General features: G+C 63.2%; 23 protein-coding genes and 1 pseudogene. 10 read left to right on the top strand and 14 right to left on the bottom strand.

Annotation, left to right across the window (positions count from 1 at the left end):
- Window positions 1–355 precede the first annotated feature (355 nt).
- Window positions 356–928, bottom strand: a complete 573-nt coding sequence (locus tag WA904_RS20100) for a carboxymuconolactone decarboxylase family protein (RefSeq protein ID WP_425198901.1) — start codon at window positions 926–928, stop codon at window positions 356–358.
- A gap of 151 nt (window positions 929–1,079) precedes the next feature.
- Between WA904_RS20100 and WA904_RS20095 the strand changes: the two genes are divergently transcribed.
- Window positions 1,080–1,406, top strand: coding sequence for a winged helix-turn-helix transcriptional regulator (locus tag WA904_RS20095; RefSeq protein WP_425198900.1), 327 nt, complete (start codon window positions 1,080–1,082; stop codon window positions 1,404–1,406).
- 16 nt (window positions 1,407–1,422) lie between these two features.
- Here the strand turns inward: WA904_RS20095 and WA904_RS20090 are convergent, their stop codons facing one another.
- Both WA904_RS20090 and WA904_RS20085 read right to left on the bottom strand, forming a co-directional pair.
- Window positions 1,423–2,364 carry a DHH family phosphoesterase gene (locus WA904_RS20090; RefSeq protein WP_425198899.1) on the bottom strand — a complete coding sequence of 314 codons (942 nt, stop codon included), beginning with the start codon at window positions 2,362–2,364 and terminating at the stop codon, window positions 1,423–1,425.
- Between the two features lie 69 nt (window positions 2,365–2,433).
- Window positions 2,434–2,808 (bottom strand): hypothetical protein, encoded by a 375-nt coding sequence (locus tag WA904_RS20085; RefSeq protein WP_425198898.1) that lies wholly within the window; start codon window positions 2,806–2,808, stop codon window positions 2,434–2,436.
- Window positions 2,809–3,420: 612 nt separating this feature from the next.
- Here WA904_RS20085 and WA904_RS20080 point away from each other — a divergent pair.
- A complete protein-coding gene (locus tag WA904_RS20080; protein WP_425198897.1) occupies window positions 3,421–4,341 on the top strand; it encodes a class I SAM-dependent methyltransferase in 921 nt (306 codons plus the stop codon).
- An 87-nt stretch (window positions 4,342–4,428) separates the two neighbouring features.
- Window positions 4,429–4,896, top strand: coding sequence for a TerB family tellurite resistance protein (locus WA904_RS20075; protein ID WP_425198896.1), 468 nt, complete (start codon window positions 4,429–4,431; stop codon window positions 4,894–4,896).
- A 93-nt stretch (window positions 4,897–4,989) separates the two neighbouring features.
- On the opposite strand, the gene WA904_RS20070 is transcribed toward WA904_RS20075, so the two are convergent.
- Entirely contained in the window at window positions 4,990–7,326 is a 2,337-nt protein-coding gene (locus WA904_RS20070; RefSeq protein ID WP_425198895.1) for a xanthine dehydrogenase family protein molybdopterin-binding subunit, read from the bottom strand.
- A gap of 147 nt (window positions 7,327–7,473) precedes the next feature.
- Between WA904_RS20070 and WA904_RS20065 the strand changes: the two genes are divergently transcribed.
- Both WA904_RS20065 and WA904_RS20060 read left to right on the top strand, forming a co-directional pair.
- Entirely contained in the window at window positions 7,474–7,731 is a 258-nt protein-coding gene (locus tag WA904_RS20065) for a hypothetical protein (protein WP_425198894.1), read from the top strand.
- Window positions 7,732–7,952: 221 nt separating this feature from the next.
- Window positions 7,953–8,318, top strand: a complete 366-nt coding sequence (locus WA904_RS20060; protein ID WP_425198916.1) for a response regulator — start codon at window positions 7,953–7,955, stop codon at window positions 8,316–8,318.
- 33 nt (window positions 8,319–8,351) lie between these two features.
- Here WA904_RS20060 and WA904_RS20055 read toward each other — a convergent pair whose 3' ends face one another.
- The 5 genes from WA904_RS20055 to WA904_RS20035 all read right to left on the bottom strand — a co-directional run bounded on the left by WA904_RS20055 (window position 8,352) and on the right by WA904_RS20035 (window position 10,543).
- Window positions 8,352–8,786, bottom strand: coding sequence for an Hsp20/alpha crystallin family protein (locus WA904_RS20055; protein ID WP_425198893.1), 435 nt, complete (start codon window positions 8,784–8,786; stop codon window positions 8,352–8,354).
- 25 nt (window positions 8,787–8,811) lie between these two features.
- Entirely contained in the window at window positions 8,812–9,252 is a 441-nt protein-coding gene (locus tag WA904_RS20050) for an Hsp20/alpha crystallin family protein (protein WP_425198892.1), read from the bottom strand.
- Between the two features lie 204 nt (window positions 9,253–9,456).
- Window positions 9,457–9,651, bottom strand: a complete 195-nt coding sequence (locus WA904_RS20045) for a hypothetical protein (RefSeq protein ID WP_425198891.1) — start codon at window positions 9,649–9,651, stop codon at window positions 9,457–9,459.
- A 170-nt stretch (window positions 9,652–9,821) separates the two neighbouring features.
- Window positions 9,822–10,025, bottom strand: coding sequence for a hypothetical protein (locus WA904_RS20040; RefSeq protein WP_425198890.1), 204 nt, complete (start codon window positions 10,023–10,025; stop codon window positions 9,822–9,824).
- Window positions 10,026–10,321: 296 nt separating this feature from the next.
- Window positions 10,322–10,543 carry a hypothetical protein gene (locus WA904_RS20035; protein WP_425198889.1) on the bottom strand — a complete coding sequence of 74 codons (222 nt, stop codon included), beginning with the start codon at window positions 10,541–10,543 and terminating at the stop codon, window positions 10,322–10,324.
- 180 nt (window positions 10,544–10,723) lie between these two features.
- On the opposite strand from WA904_RS20035, the gene WA904_RS20030 reads away from it, so the two are divergent.
- Both WA904_RS20030 and WA904_RS20025 read left to right on the top strand, forming a co-directional pair.
- Window positions 10,724–12,457, top strand: a complete 1,734-nt coding sequence (locus WA904_RS20030; RefSeq protein ID WP_425198888.1) for a PAS domain-containing protein — start codon at window positions 10,724–10,726, stop codon at window positions 12,455–12,457.
- Between the two features lie 171 nt (window positions 12,458–12,628).
- Window positions 12,629–13,030 carry a hypothetical protein gene (locus tag WA904_RS20025; protein ID WP_425198887.1) on the top strand — a complete coding sequence of 134 codons (402 nt, stop codon included), beginning with the start codon at window positions 12,629–12,631 and terminating at the stop codon, window positions 13,028–13,030.
- Window positions 13,031–13,032: 2 nt separating this feature from the next.
- Here the strand turns inward: WA904_RS20025 and WA904_RS20020 are convergent, their stop codons facing one another.
- From WA904_RS20020 to WA904_RS20000, 5 genes are all read right to left on the bottom strand, one after another.
- Window positions 13,033–13,671 carry a response regulator gene (locus WA904_RS20020; protein WP_425198886.1) on the bottom strand — a complete coding sequence of 213 codons (639 nt, stop codon included), beginning with the start codon at window positions 13,669–13,671 and terminating at the stop codon, window positions 13,033–13,035.
- A 159-nt stretch (window positions 13,672–13,830) separates the two neighbouring features.
- Window positions 13,831–14,544 carry a hypothetical protein gene (locus WA904_RS20015; protein WP_425198885.1) on the bottom strand — a complete coding sequence of 238 codons (714 nt, stop codon included), beginning with the start codon at window positions 14,542–14,544 and terminating at the stop codon, window positions 13,831–13,833.
- 311 nt (window positions 14,545–14,855) lie between these two features.
- Window positions 14,856–15,812, bottom strand: a complete 957-nt coding sequence (gene ylqF, locus WA904_RS20010; RefSeq protein ID WP_425198915.1) for a ribosome biogenesis GTPase YlqF — start codon at window positions 15,810–15,812, stop codon at window positions 14,856–14,858.
- Between the two features lie 188 nt (window positions 15,813–16,000).
- Complete coding sequence (gene gshA, locus WA904_RS20005) at window positions 16,001–17,584, bottom strand: glutamate--cysteine ligase (protein WP_425198884.1); 1,584 nt, start codon at window positions 17,582–17,584, stop codon at window positions 16,001–16,003.
- Between the two features lie 282 nt (window positions 17,585–17,866).
- On the bottom strand, window positions 17,867–18,538 hold the full coding sequence (locus WA904_RS20000) for an alpha/beta hydrolase (RefSeq protein WP_425198883.1): 672 nt from the start codon (window positions 18,536–18,538) through the stop codon (window positions 17,867–17,869).
- Between the two features lie 192 nt (window positions 18,539–18,730).
- Here WA904_RS20000 and WA904_RS19995 point away from each other — a divergent pair, with 192 nt between their 5' ends.
- From WA904_RS19995 to WA904_RS19985, 3 genes and pseudogenes are all read left to right on the top strand, one after another.
- Window positions 18,731–18,967 (top strand): hypothetical protein, encoded by a 237-nt coding sequence (locus WA904_RS19995; protein ID WP_425198882.1) that lies wholly within the window; start codon window positions 18,731–18,733, stop codon window positions 18,965–18,967.
- Window positions 18,968–18,983: 16 nt separating this feature from the next.
- Window positions 18,984–19,235, top strand: coding sequence for an oxidoreductase-like domain-containing protein (locus tag WA904_RS19990; protein WP_425198881.1), 252 nt, complete (start codon window positions 18,984–18,986; stop codon window positions 19,233–19,235).
- 92 nt (window positions 19,236–19,327) lie between these two features.
- Window positions 19,328–19,856 (top strand): annotated as a pseudogene (locus WA904_RS19985) (hypothetical protein); the annotation flags it as partial.

Genomic DNA, 19,856 nt, shown 5'->3' with positions numbered 1-19,856 from the left:
ATTTCTCCTGCTTTGCGGATGAATGACCGGCAACCCCATGAACAACTTGCGGTGGCTGGAACAGGTTCCAGATTCGGCAAGCAGCTGGGAGGGCTGCTTTCTGAATCACTGCTTTTTTTTAAAGCTTGCCTGATTCAGCGAGGCCATTGTTGGCGGGGCATTGTGAACGCCGTGTAAGGATCACGTGGATTTACCCGGTATTTACCGCAGGACTGCAATCGTGACCAGATGCGCTTCCCGCGCCCGTTCATGGCCGGGACCATTTGCTATATTTTCAGGAGCATTCTCCGCAGGCAACACAAGGGCTGCATGGTTATTTCATCTGGAATTCTTCCGAGCCGTGCGCCACGGCAGTTCAGGTGTCCGCCCTGCGCGGCTGGCCATAGCTGTCCATTTGCGGACGGATCAGCGCGACCAGCATCGCCACGCCGGTGTACAGGCCGGTGAGCTGGGTCATTTCTATCAAGGCCTCTTCGCTGAAATGTGCGCGGACCTGCGCGAACTCTTCATCGCTGAGCTGCAGGCGACGCACCATGGCATCCACCAGCGCCATGGCAGCGAGCAGGTCCGGCGGCCAATGGTCAACGCAAGGCTGGTCCGCACGCACGTCGGCTATCTGCGCCGGGCTCAGCCCCATGCGTGCAGAGATGGTTTGCACATGCAGGTTGAACTCGTAGTCATTGTTCGTTGCCACGCAGGTGCGCAGGATGATGGTTTCGCGCAGGTCCTTCGCCAGCACGCGCCGGTCGAGCAGGCCGGTCGGGCCGATCAGGCCGCTGTCGACCAGGAAGCCGAAGAGACCGGCGTTGCGCGCCACACTCAGAAAAAGCTGCGGCGCGGGCATGCCTGCGGGCAGCAGCTTCGCCATATGGGCGGCCAGAGGCGGTTCGAGGGGCTCGGGCACGGGGACGATGCGGGTGGTTGGCATGAGGGGTTCCTTTCAGGGTGAATTGCTTGCTTCTAAAAAAGAAGCAACTTGATTCTGCTCCTTTTTGCCCCTGTTTGCTTCTAAAATAAAAGCATTCAAGTCATGCAGGTGACAACAGGCGAACGCCGATCAACAGCGACAGGAAGGCACGATGGTTACACGCAGCGCCGGGACAGGCACCAACCCGTACAAGGACGGCATCAATGCAGCCATTGATCTTTTTCACCGGCGCTGGACCATGCGCATCCTGTGGGAACTGCGCAGCGGCCCGGTGAATTTCCGCGCACTGCAGACAGCCTGCGCCGAGGTGTCTTCGTCCGTTCTCAATGTCCGCCTGGCTGAACTCAGGGAGGCGAACCTGGTGGACCACGCCAGCGGCGAGGGTTATGCGCTCACGCGCTGGGGCGAAGAACTGCTCAATGCCATGGAGCCCCTGGTGCTGTGGGCCGGCCGCTGGCAGAAGGCGCGCAAAGTCTGAGGGCCAGCGGGTCCGCTTATGCGGCCTGCCGGCGTGCCCCCGGTGCCGCGTCAAACACACCGCTGAGCAGGTCGGGCAGGCGCTCGGTGCTCATCTTGAAGCCGCAGGCCTGCGCATGGCCGCCGCCGCCCATGCTTTCGGCCAGGGCAATGCAGTCAAAGCCGCGCTGGGAACGCAAGCCCCCCTTGACAACACCGCCTGGAGCCACTGTCCACATCAGCGCAAAAGTGCCGCTTTTCCTGGAAAGCATGTCACCCACCAGACTGTGGAACACACCGGGCGCATTGACCATCAGGCCTTGCTGGCCGTTGAAGATGAGGGGCTGCGCACCCTCTGCAATATCTGCGGCGAGCTTGCTGAACTTTTCGTCCATGGCCTGCCCGCGCGCCATGAAGGCCGTCACTTCTTCAGGGCTGAAGGAAGCAATCTCGGCCCAGCGGGAAAAACTGACAGGCTCCATGTCAAGCGCAGCCAGAAAGCCGGGGCTTTCCGGATAGCGCCAGACCCAGATGTCGCGGTCTTCGATGTAGCGTACGAGGTCCGGCAACGCCGTATCGGGGTGAAAGAACTCCCAGGCCAGCCGGGCACCGCACTTGTCCATGTCGAAATGCACCACACCGCAGCGGCAGGAAAAACCAGTGAGCTTTTCCGCCGCACTCTTGTGGTGGTCCAGCATCACGAGCTTGACGGCGCGCTCTTCAATGCCGCGCAGTATGTCAGCAGAGAAGGAAAAATCCAGGATGTACACCGCACGGCCGTCCAGGGCCGGCAGGTCATTCACCGAACGGATATCGCCATGGTCCAGCCCGAGGTACTCGGCACGGTCTCCGTAGTAAAGCCAGGCTGCCAGCGCAGCGGCAAAACCGTCGGGGCAATTGCGGCCGTGATAAAGCACCAGGGGCCGGGGGTCGTTCCTGTCAGGGGCAACCAGAAGCTGCAGGGGGAGGATGGTTTTCATGACCCCCTGATTGTCGCCTCACGGCCGGGCCTCCCGGCGGGCCTGGGCGCTACCCGCGCTTGATGTCAACTACGGTGACCGGCGGCGCCTGGCTTCCTCGTCGCTTTCCATGGTTTCGCGCGGCCTGTCGCGGTGCGATACGAAATAGCCGTCGGCCACGTAGCCGGGGCCTTTCATGATCATCACGATGACGCAGCCCAGAGCCACCGTCCCGACCATGGACCAGTGAAAAAGAATCGCACCCAGCACCATGTAGCCCAGCATCTGGTTCCAGCGGGCGTGGGCCGCACTGGCCTGCGGATCATTGAGCAGGTACACCAGCCCCAGGACCAGCAGGGGCAACAGCGTTCCGGCCAGGGTGATGACGGGCAGCTTGCGCCAAAGTCTCCACTCCAGTCCACTGGCGGCGCGCTGTGTGCCCGGAAGTTTGGTCAGCCAGTTCATGAAAGGACACGCTCCATTCAATGGTGTTGCAGACAAACGTCTGATTGAGGTATCTGCTTCAGAGGCCTTCATGACCGGCTCCGCAGGAAACACTTGCGCACACCCAGTCAGCCTCCTTTTTCAGAGCACTGTGCACCATCATGGCAGATCGTCCGTGTAGGCCGACACCGCCCGATGGGATCAGGCGAGGCCTCGCAGGGGACGGGGACAAGCCAGGGTGCCAGGTGCGACTGCCGGTTTGGCGCGTCAAGGTCCGGGGAGCCCCTCCTCAATTGCTACAGTTACTGCGCGCCATGGGCCCGGCAGGCAAAGAACCCATCCGCCTTTTCCTCCAGCTTTCCATTTGGGAAGACCGGCCTGCCGCAGGTTCGATGGCGAGAAAAAGCAGCACACCCCCGGCTTACATGACGTTACGGCGGAAGTCCCGCAAGCCGCTAAGGTTGTCCTGATTGACGCACCCGAAAGGACCCACGGTTTAACCCACCCGCCGCCATGACCACCACCGCCAATTACCTTGATCCTGCCCATGCTCCGTCTGCAGGTCCCGTCTTCAGAAGTGGCGCCAGCCACACCCCGCCGATGCAGGCTGTGCCAACGCCGCACAGCCCGGTGATGAAGCACAGAACCTCCTGTCCCGCATGCCTGTCGGCATCGCTGACGCAGGTTTACGAAGAGCCTTATGCGGGCGAAGGCATACAGAACTACCTGAGGACACACTACGAAGGCAATGCGTCGCACACCGCGGATGACTGCCTCTATGTGCTGACGCGCTGCGATCACTGCGGCCTGAGCTTCCAGAAATACATTCCGGATGACGCCTTCCTTGGCGAGATCTACAACAGCTGGGTACCGGGCACCGACTTCGAGCGCGAGCACCGCAACTACAGCCTGGAGGAATACCGCTACCTGGCCGAACAGGTGCAGTTCGTCATCCAGCATCTGGGCCGGCCGCCAGGGGAGCTGCACATGCTGGACTTCGGCTTCGGCTGGGCGCACTGGTCAAAAATGGCCATGGGGTATGGCTGCCGCGTGTCCGGCGTGGAGCTGTCGCAGGAACGGGCAGCACATGGCCGGTCGGTCGGCATTCAGGTTGTCCCTCTCGACGATCTGCCAGACAGGGCGTTTCACTTCATCCATACCGAGCAGGTCTTCGAACACCTGGCCGAACCCCGCGCCGTGCTGGATCGCCTGGTGGCCGCACTGGCACCAGGCGGGCTCATCAAGATCAGCGTGCCCGATGCCGTGGCCTCACTCAAAAAGATAGCGCACGGCCAAAGTTTCGGTGCACTGTCCGCCTGGGACAAGATGTCGATTGCACCGCTCGAGCACATCAATGCCTTCAGCCACGAATCGCTGGTGGCTTTCGGCAAGGCCGCCGGCCTCCAGCCGGTCAAGCCCAGTTTTTACCGTCTCTACAACGGCGCCTCCGGGCTGTTGCAGCTCAAAAATCTGGCACGTGTTCTCGCCCGCCCGGTCTACCGGCACGTCTTTCCACGCAATACCTTTGTCTATTTCGAGCGGGCTCGGTCATAGCCGCTTCGCGCTGCGGGAACCAGTCTGCCGGTGCCGGCTCCATCGTGCATCCCTTTGCACCTATTGCCGCAAGCCTTGCAGAACCCCATGCTGAGAACACTCAAAGACCTGTTTGACACCTTCATCGCGCCTGCCGCAGCGCAGTCCCCCGCGGACAGGGAACACGCCCTGCAATTGGCCACGGCCGTGCTGCTGGTGGAGGTGATGCGCGCAGACCCGGCCATCAACGCCGCCGAAAGGGCTACCGTCCTGGACACCTTGCGCGGAAAATTTTCGCTCGCCGACGACGAGCTGGCCCGGCTGGTCGAGCTGGCCGAAGACACGGCGAAAACCAGCTACGACTACCACCGCTTCACTTCCAGCCTGAACGAACAATTCACCCACGCGCAGAAGATCCGCGTGGTGGAGCACATGTGGCAGGTGGCCTATTCGGACGCTCACCTCGACGCGCACGAGAACCACCTGATCAGCAAGATCGCAGGACTGCTGCACGTCACGCATGGCGAATACATAGGCGCCAAGATGCGCGCCCGGGAAGCCGCAGGCCGCGTCTGAGTGGAGCCATTTGCTACATTATTGATAGCATGTTGCGCCCGCCACATAAGGGCTGGGGGCCGATTTCATCCTCAAGCCGGCGAAAAACCGGCCTCAGCCCTGCATCCAGTGCCAGAGCCTGGCAGGCGACAGCGGCATCTGCAGGCGGCTGGCCTGGGCGGCCATGCCGTGGCGCGACAGCGCATCGGCCACGGCGTTGACGACCGTCGGCCCGGCTCCTATGGTGCCGAGCTCACCCACGCCCTTGACGCCCAGCGGGTTGTTCAGGCACGGGGTGGATTGGTCCATTTCGGTCTTGAACGGCGGCGCGTTGTCGGCGCGCGGCGCGGCGTAGTCCATCAGGCTGCCGGTGACGGGCTGGCCGGTTTCCCGGTCATACACCAGGTGTTCACACAGGGCCTGGCCTATGCCCTGCACGGCGCCGCCGTCGAGCTGGCCGCGGACAATCATCGGGTTGACGACACGCCCGACGTCGTTGACGGAGGCATAGGCCACCACCGCCACATGGCCGGTCAGGGGATCGATTTCGACTTCGCTGATGTGGCAGCCGTTGGGCCAGGACGGCCCGGCGACGGCGGTGGTCGAGTCCATGAAGATGCGCTGTTCGTCCTGGCGCGCCGCCAGTGCAAACAGGTCGATGGCCAGGTCGGTGCCCGCCACGGTGAACCGGCCTTCGGCGTAGGTGATGTCCTGCTCGGCGGCCTCGAACTCCTTGGCCGCAAGCTGCCGGGCTTTGTCAATGGTTCGCTCCGCGCCTATGCGCACGGCCGAACCGCCGGTAAACAGCGAGCGTGAACCGGCGCTGCCGAAACCATCGCCGCGGTCGGTGTCGCCCAGCACAACGCGGACTTTCTCGGGCGGCACGCCGAAGGCATCCACCACCAGTTGGGTCAGTGAAGTCAGGATGCCCTGCCCCATGGCATTGACGGCCGAGAAGACCTCGATCACGCCATCGTCGGCGCGTACCGAGAGGGTCACGCGTTCTTCCAGGGCATTGCCGCCCGTCCATTCAAGGAAAGTCGAAATGCCGAGCCCGCGCAGCAGGCCGCGCTGTTTTGAAGCGGCGGCGCGCGCTTCGAAACCCTGCCAGTCGGCCAGCACCAGCGCCTGGTCCATCACCGTCTCAAAACGGCCGCTGTCGTAAACCTGCCCCATCGGATTTTTGTAAGGCATCTGCGCCGGCTGGATGAAGTTGCGGCGGCGCAGCGCGATGCGGTCGATGCCGGTCTGGCGTGCGGCTTCGTCCATCAACCGTTCCATGATGAAGATGGCTTCGGGCCTTCCCGCGCCGCGGTAGGCGCTGGTCGGCGCGGTGTTGGTCATCACCGCGCGGAAATGAAAGTCGATGGTCTGGATATCGTAGACGCTGGTTTGCACCCAGGGGCCGATCAGCAACTGGATGGCCGCACCCGCACCGGTCGGGTAGGCGCCTACGTTGGCCAGCGAGGCCAGCCGAAGGGCCAGGATTTTGCCGCTCTCGTCGAGCGCGAGTTCGGCGTGGCTTTGCAGGTCGCGGCCATGCGTGCTGGAGACAAACTCCTCGCTGCGGTCGGCCACCCACTTGACGGCGCGTTGCAGCGTGCGCGCGCAATAGGCCACGGCCACGTCTTCGGGGTACACGCCCGTCTTCATGCCGAAGCCGCCGCCCACGTCGCCGACGATGACACGCACGGCCTCCTTGGGAATGCCCAGCGCGTCGCAGACCGAGTTGCGCACGCCCGAAGGCATCTGCGTGCTCATGCGGATGGTCAGGCGCTGCGACGCCGTGTCGAAGCCGGCCAGCACCGATCGTGGCTCCAGGCTCAGCGCCGCCAGGCGCTGGTTGACGATGTCGAGTTTGACGACGTGGCGGGCAGCGGCAAAGGCGGCCGCGGTAGCGCCCACATCGCCGTAGCGTGTTTCCGCGGCAATGTTGTCCGGCGCCTCGGGGCACAGCGCCGGGGCGCCACTGGCCATGGCGTCGTTCACATCCACCACCATGGGCAGCTCGTCATAGTCCACCATCACCGCCTCCGCGGCATCGCGCGCCTGGCGCGGGCTCAGGGCCACCACGGCGGCGACGGCTTCACCGACAAAACGCACACGTTCATGGGCCAGGACGCGCCGTGGCGGCGTGGCGCAGGGCGAGCCGTCGGCCCGCGTGAACCCGCCGATGCCGGGAACCGGCTTGACACCGGCCGCCACCAGGTCGGCGCCGGTGACGATCTTCAGCACGCCCGGCATGGCCAGCGCCGCCGACGTGTCCACCGCCACGATGCGCGCATGGGGATAGGGCGAACGTACAAAAAACAGGTGCGTCTGTTCCTGCAGGGTCACGTCGTCGGTGAACTGGCCGGTGCCGGCCAGCAGCGCATCGTCCTCCAGGCGGCGAACGGCCTGTCCGCTGCCAAAGCGGGTGGGTTGGAGGGTTTCGGTGGAAGATGGGCTCACAACATGCTCCTGGGAAGTCTGGGAAGGGCTGCACGGGCAAAGGTGCCCGCCCGGAATGATCAGCAGCCACTATAAGTGCATCGCTGCCTTCCTGCTGCCAAACCCCCACCCCGGACCCCTTCATTGCGTTTGGCCGACAATCGGGCCATGCCCCTACCTCCTCCCCCCCTCCGCAGGCACAGCAACAAGGCCAACAACGAACTGCTGATCAAGGGTGTGCTGTGCGCATTGATCGGGCTGGCCGTGCTGGTGTCGCCGTACTTCATCAGCTCCCCGGGCATGCAGGGCATCGTGGCCAATTCGTCGCCGGTCGGCTGGTTTGCCCTGGTGCTGGGCGTCGGCTTTATTGCCGTGTACGGGCGCAGGCGCCTGACCGGCAAGACCGGACCTTCGGGCCCGCTCTAACCCCCGCTGCGGCCTCGCTGCAACCCGCTACTTTTTCTGTAGCGGCCCGCACCGCACGCATCGGGGTCTCTGCCACATAGAGCGTACTGTCCTACAGCGGCGTCAAACGTTCGCCTGCGACGGCCCTCTTGCCTGCGCCGGAAACTGAACCGGTGACTCCCCTCAACTTTATCGCGCCCCCCTTGGACGGCCTGTTCCCGGAAACCGCCTATGACGCTGTCATGAAGGCCTATATTGTTGAAGACAATGCCGTGATCCGGGACAACCTGATGGAAACACTGACGGAACTCGCCGGGGTCCAGACGGTGGGTTACTCGGAGACGGAACAAGGTGCGTGTTTCTGGCTGGCACAGCACCCGCGCGACTGGCAACTGCTGGTGGTGGACCTGTTCCTTCGGCAAGGCAGCGGCCTGGGTGTGCTCAGGGAATGCGGCCAGCGCAGCAGCCGGCAGCGCGTGGTGGTGCTGTCCAACTACGCGACTGCCGACATACGTGAGCGCTGCCTGGCCTGTGGCGCCGATGCCGTTTTCGACAAGTCCACGGAACTTGACCAGTTCCTGGCGTACTGCTCACGTCAGCACCACTGACAGACCTGACAGGTAGTCTCTGGCCGACTGGACTCAGGCCACGCTCACCGCAATGCGGCGAGGTTTGGCCTCCTCGGCTTTGGGAATGTTCAGCCTGAGGACACCGCCCTCCAGCCTGGCCTCGATATGCGTGGGATCCAGCTCGCGGCTCAGCGTGAACGTGCGGCGGTAGAACGGGTTCAATATCTCGCCGTAAATCAGCGTCATGTCGTCGTCCACCGGCGCCGAGGCCGCGCCTTCGATCACCAGGTTGTCGCCGTCCACACGAACCACCAGCCGGTCTTTCGAGACGCCCGGCAGGTCGGCAAGGACGGTGAAGCCCGCATCGTCTTCAAAGATGTCCACCGGCGGAAGCACAGGGGTGCTGCGTGCCGGCCCCCCCGCCTGCGCGGCATCGGCCAGGGCCTGGTCGGTTTTCGCCACTTCCTGGCCCGGTTTGTTCTGGTTCCATGCTGTGCTCTGGTTCATCACATGCTCCTTCAACAAAAATGGGTTAGTGGACCTGAATCTGGCGCGGCTTCGATGACTCGCGGCGCGCCACGGTGACGCGCAGCAGACCATCCCGGTAGCTCGCGTTGATGTTGCCGGGATCGGCATCTTCCGGCAGCGAGATGACGCGCCGGAAAGCACCTTTGTAGCGCTCGGTGGCATAGACGGCCACCTTGTCGTCCGCCGGACGGCTTTCCTTGCGCTCGCCGGCAATCACCAGCAGGCCCTTGTCAACCGTCAGTTGCAGCGCAGCGGGATCGACACCGGGCGCAAGTGCCAGCACTTCAATGGCTTCGGGTGTGCTGCCCACGTTGATGACGGGGAAAGTGCTGCGCGGCATTGCGCGAATATTGTTCGCACCGCCGGGGCAGAATGCCTGCTCGAAGTCCTGCTGCAGGCGATTGAGCTCGGCGAAGATATCGCCGTACAGGTTCAGTCCATTCATGATGACAATCTCCTTTCCTGAAAATCATGAAGAGGCCAACAGATACCAGGCTGCCGGGTTTCGGGGCAAGGCCCACGACACTGAAAACCGTGGCCGCCGGCAGCAGCGGCCACCCTGACGGCAGGAGAATGTGGTTGGCGGGCGGCGTTTCAAGAGGCCCGCAGCAGGATTTTTAGCGCATGCATCGCCCGCTTCGCGGGAGCATCACGCAGGGGGTGCGGGCCAGAGAAGATCGAGCGCAGCGCCAGGATCTTCCTCACCGGCCACCGATTCGCTGGAGAGGTCCACGTCATTTGCCGGAATGCTGTCCGGCACAGGCGAGGTTGGTTTGGAGACACCGGGAGAAACGGTTTCGCCATCGGCATGGCGCTTGGGGGGAATGCGGGAATCTTGCAACATTGGATTGCTCCTCCTGATTCAGGCCTTCAATCATCCACTGCCCGGAAACAAATATCAGCCGCAACGCGCCAACCCGCCCCAAACCGCTGAAACAGGCAAACGCCCGGCCGCAACCCTGCAGCCGGGCAAAAGCCGTACCTGGCGGCACGACCCGCGTTCAGCGGCACCGCTTACTGAGTGCCGCTTCCGGTTCCACTGCCGCCGCTACCCGAGCCAGGTGTAGCACCTGTACCCGGAGTAGCCGGGGTCGAAGGTGTGGACGGGCTCGCGCCAGGGCCTGCCGCGCCGTCCGGGTTCTTGTTGCAGCCGCCCAATGCAGCCGCTCCTACCAGCAATACCGTGACCGCCACGGGCCGCCAAAGATTCTTGTTCATGAAAAACTCCTTCGGTTGGTTGTGCCAAACATGGCAAAAAATGGAGAACCCAGCATCGCACCCGGCTTTGCAGCTGCGTTGCCGGGGTGACGCATTCACAGGACTTCTCCAGGCGCTTGCGTTGAGGCCGGCCTCGATCAGCCAGCTTCCTGTTCGATTCTGTCCCGCGGATCAGCATCAAAAATAGCCGCAGGCCTTTATTGCCTGTAGGAAGATCTTCAGGCTGTGTCGGCCATCTGCCATGCTGCCATGCTGCCATGCTGCCATGCGCAGTCACGAGGTTGGCACAGAGCGTGTCAATTGCCGTGCAAGCCGATGAAACGGTTTTTTCCACGCCGCACACCGACCCGGGCGACAGGACGTGCAGATGCATAGGCGTGCACGTGGATATCTGCGGCGTCCTTGTCCGACGAAAATTCTGTCCGGCTGCCCGGTTCCTTGCCGGGTGCCACGGAAGAAGACCGGTGCGGCAAGGTGTCTGCCGCCGTCGTGATGGATTTGATGTGATGGACAAGCATGGTGAACACCCCTTCATTCAGGGAATTTATAAACAGGCGTGCGCGCCACTTGTCGGACATCGCCTACAGCCAGGGTCGGCCGGCTTCAATCCATGCCGCACGGCTCACATCGCAGCAGCCTGCCGCTTTCCCCTTCGTTGGAACTACCATGAAAACTTGTCGTCAAACCCGGTAATGAGCATGCCCGAAACGCCTGTCGCTGCCCCCGATCCCAAAGAGAACCCTGAAAAATTGATCCAGGGGTTCTTGCGTTTTCCAGCCATGGAGCGGCCGGACACATCCACCGGGAAACAGAATCCATCCCATGAAAAACTGCAGGCAATCAATGAAGAGCTGAGGTTGGCCAATTTCGAATTGAAGGCCAGGGTCGAGGAAGCAGCGAAGACCAACGACGACCTGCAGAACTTCATCGCCGCCTCCGACATTGCCACCGTGTTCGTTGACACCGCCATGCGTATCAAACGCTATACGCCGCAGGCGGTCCATATCTTCAACCTGAGCCCCTCTGACATCAACCGGCCGCTGCTGGACATCCAGGACAGGCTCAATGACGAGTCACTGGCGCAGGACGCGGAAAAGGTTTTCCAGACGCGGCAAACCATTGAGCGCGCCGTCGAGAGCGCCGACGGCTGCCACTACCTGGCCCGCATACGCCCCTACCGCACCACGGACGACCGCATTGACGGTGCAGTGCTGACTTTTGTCGATGTGACCGCCTTGCGGCGCGCGGAAGAAGCCGTGCGCGAAGCCATGCTGCAGAGGGAGAAGGCCAACAGCTCGCAGGCCCGGGCCACCAATGAACTCAAGGACCGGTTCCTGGCGGTGATGTCCCATGAGCTCAAGCATCCGCTCAACCTGATCCAGGTAAACACGGAACTCCTGATCAACCAGCCTGAGGTGAGGGCCCTGCCACCGGTGCTGCGTGCAGGAGAAAACATCCGCCTGGCGGTCGCCAGCCAGGTCAAGATCATTGACGACCTGCTGGACCTGTCCCGCGTGCGCACCGGCAAGCTGACCTTCAGGATCACCGGCGTGGCGCTGGATGAACTGCTGGCCACCATTGTTGAGGCCGCAGCGGAAAACGCCAGGCGCAAGGGACTGGACCTGAGCTTCGAGAAACCGGCCGGCACGATCGTTCAATGTGACCGGGTGCGGACCGAACAGATCTGCTGGAACCTGATCAACAACGCCATCAAATTCACGCCGCAGGGCGGCCAGGTGAAGGTGCGCCTGACGCGCGAAGACGGCTTTGCCAGGCTCGGCGTGGTGGACACCGGCCAGGGCATCTCCGCCGACTTCCTGCCCCATGTGTTCGGCATGTTTTCCCAGGGCCAGGGTAACCAGGCGCAGACCGGTGGGCTGGGCGTCGGGCTGGCGCTGGTGCAGGAACTCGCCACCGCACAGGGAGGGCGCGTGCTGGCCGAATCGCCAGGCCGTGGGCGGGGTGCGGCTTTCAGTGTCTGGTTACCCCTGGAAAGCCGGGAAGCCCGGAACGCCAGGGAAGATCAGCCCCCCGGCACCACTGCCGGCTCACTCAGGGGGCTGCGGATCCTGGCCGTCGATGACATGCTGGAAGCCCTGGAGCCTTTCGCGGATCTGTTGCGCCTCGACGGCGCCGTGGTGGATACGGCGGGCACCGGTGAGCAGGCACTGGAAGCGCTCGAATCGTCTTCTTGCGATCTGTTGATCTCGGACCTGGGCATGACCGACATGGACGGCTTTGCGCTGATCGAGGAGATCAGGAAACGCCCCTCCCTGCAACGAATCCCCGCACTCGCGCTGAGCGGGTATGGCCGCCAGGCCGATGTGCAGCGTGCCCTGCAGCTCGGCTTTGACGGTCATCTGTCCAAACCTGTGACGCTGGCCAGATTGCGTCAGGCCGTCGCCGCACTCAAGTCCACGCCCGCCTCCTGAATCGCCTGCCGCTTCGCGGCGGCTGCCTTAAATTGTCCTACGGTTGTTGAGCCTCAATGCCGATGGCGAAGCGCGATCGAACTGGAAAACTGCATTCTGGCGAAGACCCGGTACAACCCCATGGCCGGCAACGCCCGGCATCGTGGGCAACGGGGCAGTGTTGGGAATGACATGCAAGACAAGGTACAGGCCAAGAAAAGCGGAGGCTCGCCAAGGCAGCTGGAGGTGCACATAGGCGGGGACGTGGCGACCCTGACGCTCAACGGCAGCCTCACGCTCAACGCACAGCAGGTCGAGGACCTCGTGGCCAGCCTGGCCATGGTCAGGGCACGCATGCAGCCCCAAGTTTCACACTATCCTCCTCCGGCGAGTGCCAGCGAGTTTGCGCTCAATCCCAGGCATTCCGTGATGGCCGACCCGGTGGAGGGAAGCATTTTTACTTTCATCCGGCACCCGATGTATGGGTGGATTGCGCTGTGCCAATCGCAGGATGAGGCCATGCGCCTGGTGCTGGCGATGGCCGGGCAGTTGAAACTTCTGGAAGACGATGTTCCCGGCGGCTGGACCCACTAAGGTCAGTTGAGGAAGCGATTTTCAAGCGCAAACCGGGTCAGGTGCGAATTGCTGCTGAGCTTGAGTTTGTTCAGCAAGCGCGAGCGGTGGGAACTGATGGTCACATCGCTGAGGGACAGTGCGCGCGCAATCTCTGTGACGGTCTCGCCCGCAGCCAGCCTGAGGAAAATCTGGAACTCCCGTGCCGTCAGGTCGGCGCCTTCGCCCGGCACGGCGCCGGGCCGGACGGCTTCGGCCATGAGTTCATGGACCTGGCTGGAAAAGTAGCTGCGGCCCGCCGCCACCACCCGGACCGCTTCCACAATGTCGAGCAACGGCGCCGCCTTGTCCACATAGCCGCGTGCGCCCAGGCGGATCATGGGCAAGGCATAACGCTGTTCCGGGTAGCCGGTGAAGATGAGGACCTTGATGTCCGGCTGGCTTGAGAGCATTCGCTCGAGCACATCGACCGCGCCGTGGCCGGGCATGGAGATATCCAGGACGAGTACATCCAGCTCATGGCGCGACACCAGTTCCAGCGCCTCCAGGCCGTTTGTGGCGGTGGCGACGACACACAGGTCGTCGTACCGTGCAAACAGTCTTTCCAACCCTGCGCGCACCACGTCATAGTCGTCAACAATGCCGACCCGGACAGGCGTCAATGGTGTTTCCTTTGGGGTGTTTTCCTTCTGCATGGGAAAGACTATTCGTCAAGCTGCAGCGGGGGAGACTCCAGTCAGGATCAACTTTAAGAACACCGCCCGAATACCCGCATCAGCAGGTGCCTCTGCCGTACGTAGGACAGTTTCCTTTTCAGAAAATCAGAAAAGGCTCCCTGCTTCCTGCTGTTCCCGCGGGTGGAAAAACAGGGTTGCACCCTCTCCATGGTGTGCGAACCCCACGGATTCCGTGGTGGCGACCGCTTCCACATCGTCCCAGTCCAGCCGCCGGTAGTTCTCCAGGAATGGCTGCAGGACACGCTGGCCGGGCCGCGCCACCACGTCCAGCGACAGTGCCAGGTCATGCGCGCCAACCTCCGAGGCGAGAATCACATCCGAAGGGCATGGGGCCGTGTCGATGGCTGCCAGCAAGGCCGAGGTCAGGGTATGCCGGAGCGCATCGCGCGAAACGGCGCATGCCGTGCCGCCGACGCGGTTGACCAGCGTGAACCCCATGAAGCCGAAAGTGCGCCCCAGCATGGCAACACTTTCCCCCACGCCTTCGGCAAACGGGACCAGCGCGGCCGGGTCGCGCTCCAGCCAGGTCACGCCGTCGACGCAGGAGGCCAGCGCCGCCTTGGCAAAACGGCTCATTTTGGCAGTGCTCTCCTGCAGCGCACCCATGTCTTCGCGGCGGGTCGCCACACGATGCTCCATGAGTTCATAAATCATGCCGATGGGTTGCAGGTTCACGACCATGTCATGGCGTATTGCGGGCGCGATTCTCTGGAGCACCGCGTAACGGACGGCATCTGCCCGGTCGTCGTGCAGGCTGCGTTGCTGCGCCTCACGCGCGGAAGGTTTCTCAGCGATCATGGAGTTTTCCTTTGCACAGGGCCTCCCAGTCTGACAGCGTCCCGATCACCTCGCTGCATTTTTTGACACAGACATTTCGCAACTTTTGTAAGCTGCCGCAACAAGCTGAGGCGAGGCGCATCAATGTTTCGCATGGCTTTTTGCGCCACAGGACGGCCACGCGCCGAAACCGTTCACCGAAACGCGGCGCTTCACCCGCGAACGCAACGAGATCCGGGAGCAGGTCGCGCGGCATGCGCCGTCAAAAATCCCGGTGTATCACGCCGAGTTCATGGGCGAAGACAAGCCGGGGAATGTTCCGCCAAAAGGCCTCAGGAATCTTCGCGTGCAGGCCGCGGAATCTTCTTGAAACGGATCAGGCGGTCGGTTTCTATCCTGTCCTTCTTGACCTGCCGCTCGGCATCGAGCAGTTGTCCCGCGGCCAGCCATTGGGCGAACTCTTCCGGCGTTTCCAGCGTGATGCGGCCCAGGGTCGCGGCGCGGAATTCGTAGATCACGATCTCGGCGGCCTTCTGCAGGTTCACGCGGCCTTTGCTTAGCACCGCACCGCGCTTGCGGCCGATCTCCTCGAGCAGTTGCTCGTCGGTGATGCCCGGCGTCAACTTCAATTTGTAGCGCGCCTCCAGCAGGGCGGGATAGGCCTGGATCAGGTAGTCCAGCAGTTCGAGCGCAACTTCTTCCTCGTTGAAGGCATTGCGGCCAATCGCGCCGCTGGCGGCCAGGTTGTAGCCGCTCTTGGCAACGATGATGCGAGGCCACAACATACCGGGCGTGTCCCACAGGTAAAACCCGTCGGCCAGCACGATGCGCTGCTCGAGTTTGGTGATGCCGGCTTCGTCGCCGGTCTTGGTGGCGCGCTTGCCGGTCAGGGTGTTGATCAGCGTGGACTTGCCGACGTTGGGAATGCCGCAGATCAGCACGCGCATGGGTTTGACCATGCTGCCGCGTGTGGGCGCCAGCGCATGGCAGGCATCGATCAGGCGGCGCGCCGGTGCGGTTTCGCTGGCGTCGAGCGCAATCGCGCTGGTACCCGGCTGGCTGTTGTAGTGCGCGAGCCAGAGCGGCGTGCGCACGGGATCGGCCAGGTCCTGCTTGTTGAGCACCTTGAGCGCGGGCTTGGCGCCTGTCAGTTCGGCCAGCATGGGGTTGGCGCTGGAGCCGGGCAGGCGTGCGTCCAGCAGCTCAATGACCACATCAATTTCCTTGATGCGCTCACTGATGGCCTTTTTGGTCAGGTGCATGTGACCGGGGAACCACTGGATCGCCATCGGGATGTGTTCTTTCTTGGGTTCGAAGTCTGGATCGCGGCGGGAAGGAGGACGCACGCGCGGTGCGCTGCCGTCCGATACATCAGCCAGCCCCGATTATCGGTGCGCCGGCCGGTGTGCCCCCAGACCCGGGCTGGACACCGGTTTGCTACGTTTCAATAGCTTCCGGCGCAGATCCGGCAAGGTTGTCAGGCCGCGTGCGCCAGGCTGCGGATGCCCAGCCGGTCAGGTGACACGTACTGCTGGCGGTAGATCTCGAAAGGCATGGTGTCGGCCGCTTCTATTTTTTTCTGCTCGGCGATGGACTGGCGCGTGAGCGCCTCGAACGCAGCCTGCTGGGCAGCAGAAAACGGCAGGCCCAGCAGCGTCTGCCTGGTTTTGGCCGACTGGGCGCGGGCAAAGGCCACGAAGGAATTACCAAAGTCGCGCTGCATGGCCTCCAGCACACGCGCCGAGGGTAGCGTGCTGGCATCCAGCAGGGCAGATTCGGCGGCCACCAGCGTGTCGCTGTACCGGGTGCCGCCATGCACCGCGTCAAGTGCCGCGGCAATCGGTGCGCACTGCGCCACCACTTCTGAGCCCCAGGAGGTCAGGGACACTTCCTTGCCTGCGCGCTTGAGTAGCAGGCCGGGCTGCCGGCCACGGGCGGCCGTGTGGTGCTGGTTGTGCTTGAGCTCGGCGATTTCCTGCGGCGTGTCCGGCGGGCTGTCGCTAAGCAGGCAGTGCAGCAAAAACACATCGAGAAAACGCATGGTCTGCGCGTTGATGCCGACGGGCTCGAACGGATCCAGGTCCATCAAGCGCACTTCGATGTATTCAACGCCGCGCTCGCGCAGCGCATGCAGCGGGCGCTCGCCGGGGTAGATCACGCGTTTGGGACGGATAGTGCCGTAGAACTCGTTTTCAATCTGCAGCAGCGTGGTACCGAGCTGGTTGTAGTCGCCGCCCGGGTTCTGGATGCCCACCGCTTCATAGGCGGGATAAGGATGGGTCAGCGCGTCCTGCAGCGAAGCGCCATAACCCTCGAGGCTGTTGTAGCTGACCGCCAGCGAAGCTTGCGCATCGCTCTGGTAACCCAGGCGGCCCATGCGCAGCGAAGTGCCGTGCGGCATGTACATGGTGCTGTCCGAGAGCTGCTGCAGTTCGTGCTGGCGCCCGGCGACGAAGGAGGAACATACGGCCGGCGACGCGCCGAACAGGTAGAGCAGCAAAAACGCATGGCGGCGGAAATTACGGATCAGCGCAAAGTACTGTTCGTTCGACACGTCCGGCAGCGACCAGTTGTAGTGGATGCCCGAGATGGTCTGCATGCGCCGGCCATACCGGTGCGACAGGCCCATGCGGTAGACGCTTTTGGCGCGCCCGACGTTGGACGAGCCGAAGCGTGCAATCGGAATGGTTTCGTCGGTCGGCAGGCCGCAGGGCATGCTCGAGACCCAGAGCATTTCGTCGCCGAGCGCCTGCATCGCGCGGTAGGTGAACTGGTGGATCTGTGTGAGCTCGCCGAGCGCGGCGTCCGCACCCTCGCCCAGGCCTTTGTGCGCCGCCGTAACCAGTTCGACCTGCGACTCGCTGAAATCAGTGGTGATGCTGGGGTGCGTCAGGGCCGACCCCAGCGCGGCCGGGTGCGGTGTCAGCGCCAGGGCGCCACCGGGTTGCGCGCGCAGGCTTTCTTTTTCAATGCCGCGGCGCATGCCTTTCAGCCTGGCGGGACCGAGCGCCTGGAGGCGGTCTCCCAAAAGCGCGGCGCTGCGCGCATGCAAGCTGTTCATAACTTCTTCCCTCAGAATCTTTCGTGGCGTGCAAGGTATCACAGGCCGGGCTTGTTTGCAGGCTGCGCGGCCCGGCGGCGGGCCGTGCAGCGCGGCCTGGCTCACCCTTCCGTTTTTGGTATTTGCAAGCTACTATTGTTTTGATAGCTGGTTGCGCCCGCCCTGATTGGGCTGAAGCACGATTTCACTTAAAAGTACAGGCATTCGCAGCAGACGGGCCTGAAGCCAGGCGCGGCGCCATTGCGGGAAAGCCCTTACGGCTGCCGGATTTCGCCCGAGGCGCTAGCTGGCACCGGACAACACCTGCAACAGCCACTGGTTCATGTCGGCAATTTCTTCCATGCAGACCGAATGTTCCATCTCGTAAGCGTGCCAATCGACCGGGTAGCCTAGCCCCGTCAGCGCATCACGCGTCGCGGTGGCCGCGGCCAGCGGCACCACGCCGTCGTGTTTGCCGTGCGCCAGGAAGACCGGCAGGCCCGCATTGGCCGGGCTGCGTTCTGCCGCCACGGTGTGAGCCAGGGGCAGGTAGCCGGACAGGCCCATGATGCCGGCCAGGCGCTCGGGATAACGCAGCCCCGTCATCAGCGCCATGGCACAGCCCTGCGAGAAACCGGCCACCACGATGCGACCGGCTGGCATGCCGCGCGCGACTTCGCGCTCTATCAGCTGATTGATGGCGCCCTGGGTCTGGCGCATGCCTTTTTCGTCCTGGCCGGCCGTCAGGTTGGCGCCCAGGATGTCGTACCACGCCGGCATCTGGTAGCCGCCATTGATGGTGACGGGAATGACCGGCGCATTGGGAAAGAGGAAACGCACCGGGCCCACGCTGGACAGGTCGAGCTGCTCGGCGACCGGCACAAAATCGCGGCCGTCGGCGCCCAGGCCATGCATGATCAGGATGGTGGCGACAGGCTGTTCGCCGGTCTGGGCTTCAATCACTTCAAGAGACATGGAGGGACCCGGTAGTCAGTAAGGAGGCAGCGCGCATGTCGGTCATGCAGCCGCTGGAAGAAGAGCGATTTTAAATGCTGCGGCCTGGGGACAAAGGGAAGCCCTCGGCTGCGGGCAAGCGCGCTTGCGGCTGGGGGCCGGTTGTTGCTAACATTTCCCGTCAGCATTTTCTGACGCGCATTGGAGATTCGCATGAAATTCATCCTTGCTGCAGCCGCACTGGCCGCATCCTCGCTGGCCATGGCCCACAACTGCCCCAACGAAATGAAGGCCATTGACGCCAAGCTCTCAAGCAACCCGACGCTCTCGGCCGCCGACATGAGCAAGGTCAAGGCCTTGCGCGCGGACGGCGAAAAGTTCCACAAGGCGGGCAAACACGACGATTCGATGAAGGCCCTGGGCGACGCCAAAAAACTGCTGGGTATCTGACCGGCCGGCTGAAGCAGTGACATCGCCGGCAGACGGCTGCACCGCGGCGCAACCCACAGCGCCCTGCCCTATCACCGGCCGCGTTTCGGCCCTGGCCATGTTCAGTGTCCTGCGGCGGCAGGCAGCTGAACTGGGCCAGGTTTTGCGTGAACCGCCGCCGGAGCCCACCACCTGCTGCGGCCGCGGCTGCAATGGCTGCGTGTGGGAAAGTTACTACGCGGCCGCCGCCTGGTGGCAGGAAGAAGCGCTGCAAACGCTGGACGCTTGACTTGGCTTCCCACTTGGACGACCATCGATTGGCATGCCACCTTCACAGGGCCGGACCTCCCTGGTCCTGCCGGCAGCAAGGGAACGCCACACATGAGAGAAGCCATCAGCAGGCTGCTGGGCCTGAAAACAGCAGCCGCAAAAAAAGGCAAGGCTGACAAGCCATCAGTTGCAGCAAGGCCTGCCGCCAGGACGTCGCCGACGGATCGCGACAGCCAGCACACCATTGAAGACAATTCCGACAACGGCACGCGCCGCCAGCTCGTCCAGACGCTGGTGCGCGATTGCCTGCGCAGGAACAGCATTCCGCCGGGCTGGATCGAATGCCAGATGCTGGTCGTCAACAGCCGCAGCCGCGGCCCGGGCATGTATGCACGCCTGGTGGTGCGCCACTGGGATCCGCGGCTGTTGACCTACGCGTACGCTTTCCAGAAGGAGCTGCTTGCCGCCATCGCCCAGTTCGAACCGCAGTCCTCGACCTGGCTGCACGGGGTATCCTGGGAGTTCAATGTTGGAGACAAATGCCCCTACCCCGACATGCCCGACCCGGCCATCTGGCGCGAGCCGCCGGCCGCTGCCGTTTCCCCGGCCCCGGCGGTGGCGCCTGCTGGCGCAACTGCTG

Origin of the sequence: Polaromonas sp., from assembly GCF_049790275.1 — a bacterium.
Classification (GTDB): domain Bacteria; phylum Pseudomonadota; class Gammaproteobacteria; order Burkholderiales; family Burkholderiaceae_C; genus Polaromonas.
Note: the sequence above shows the minus strand (reverse complement) of the source record. Positions and strands in the feature narration are given on the sequence as shown.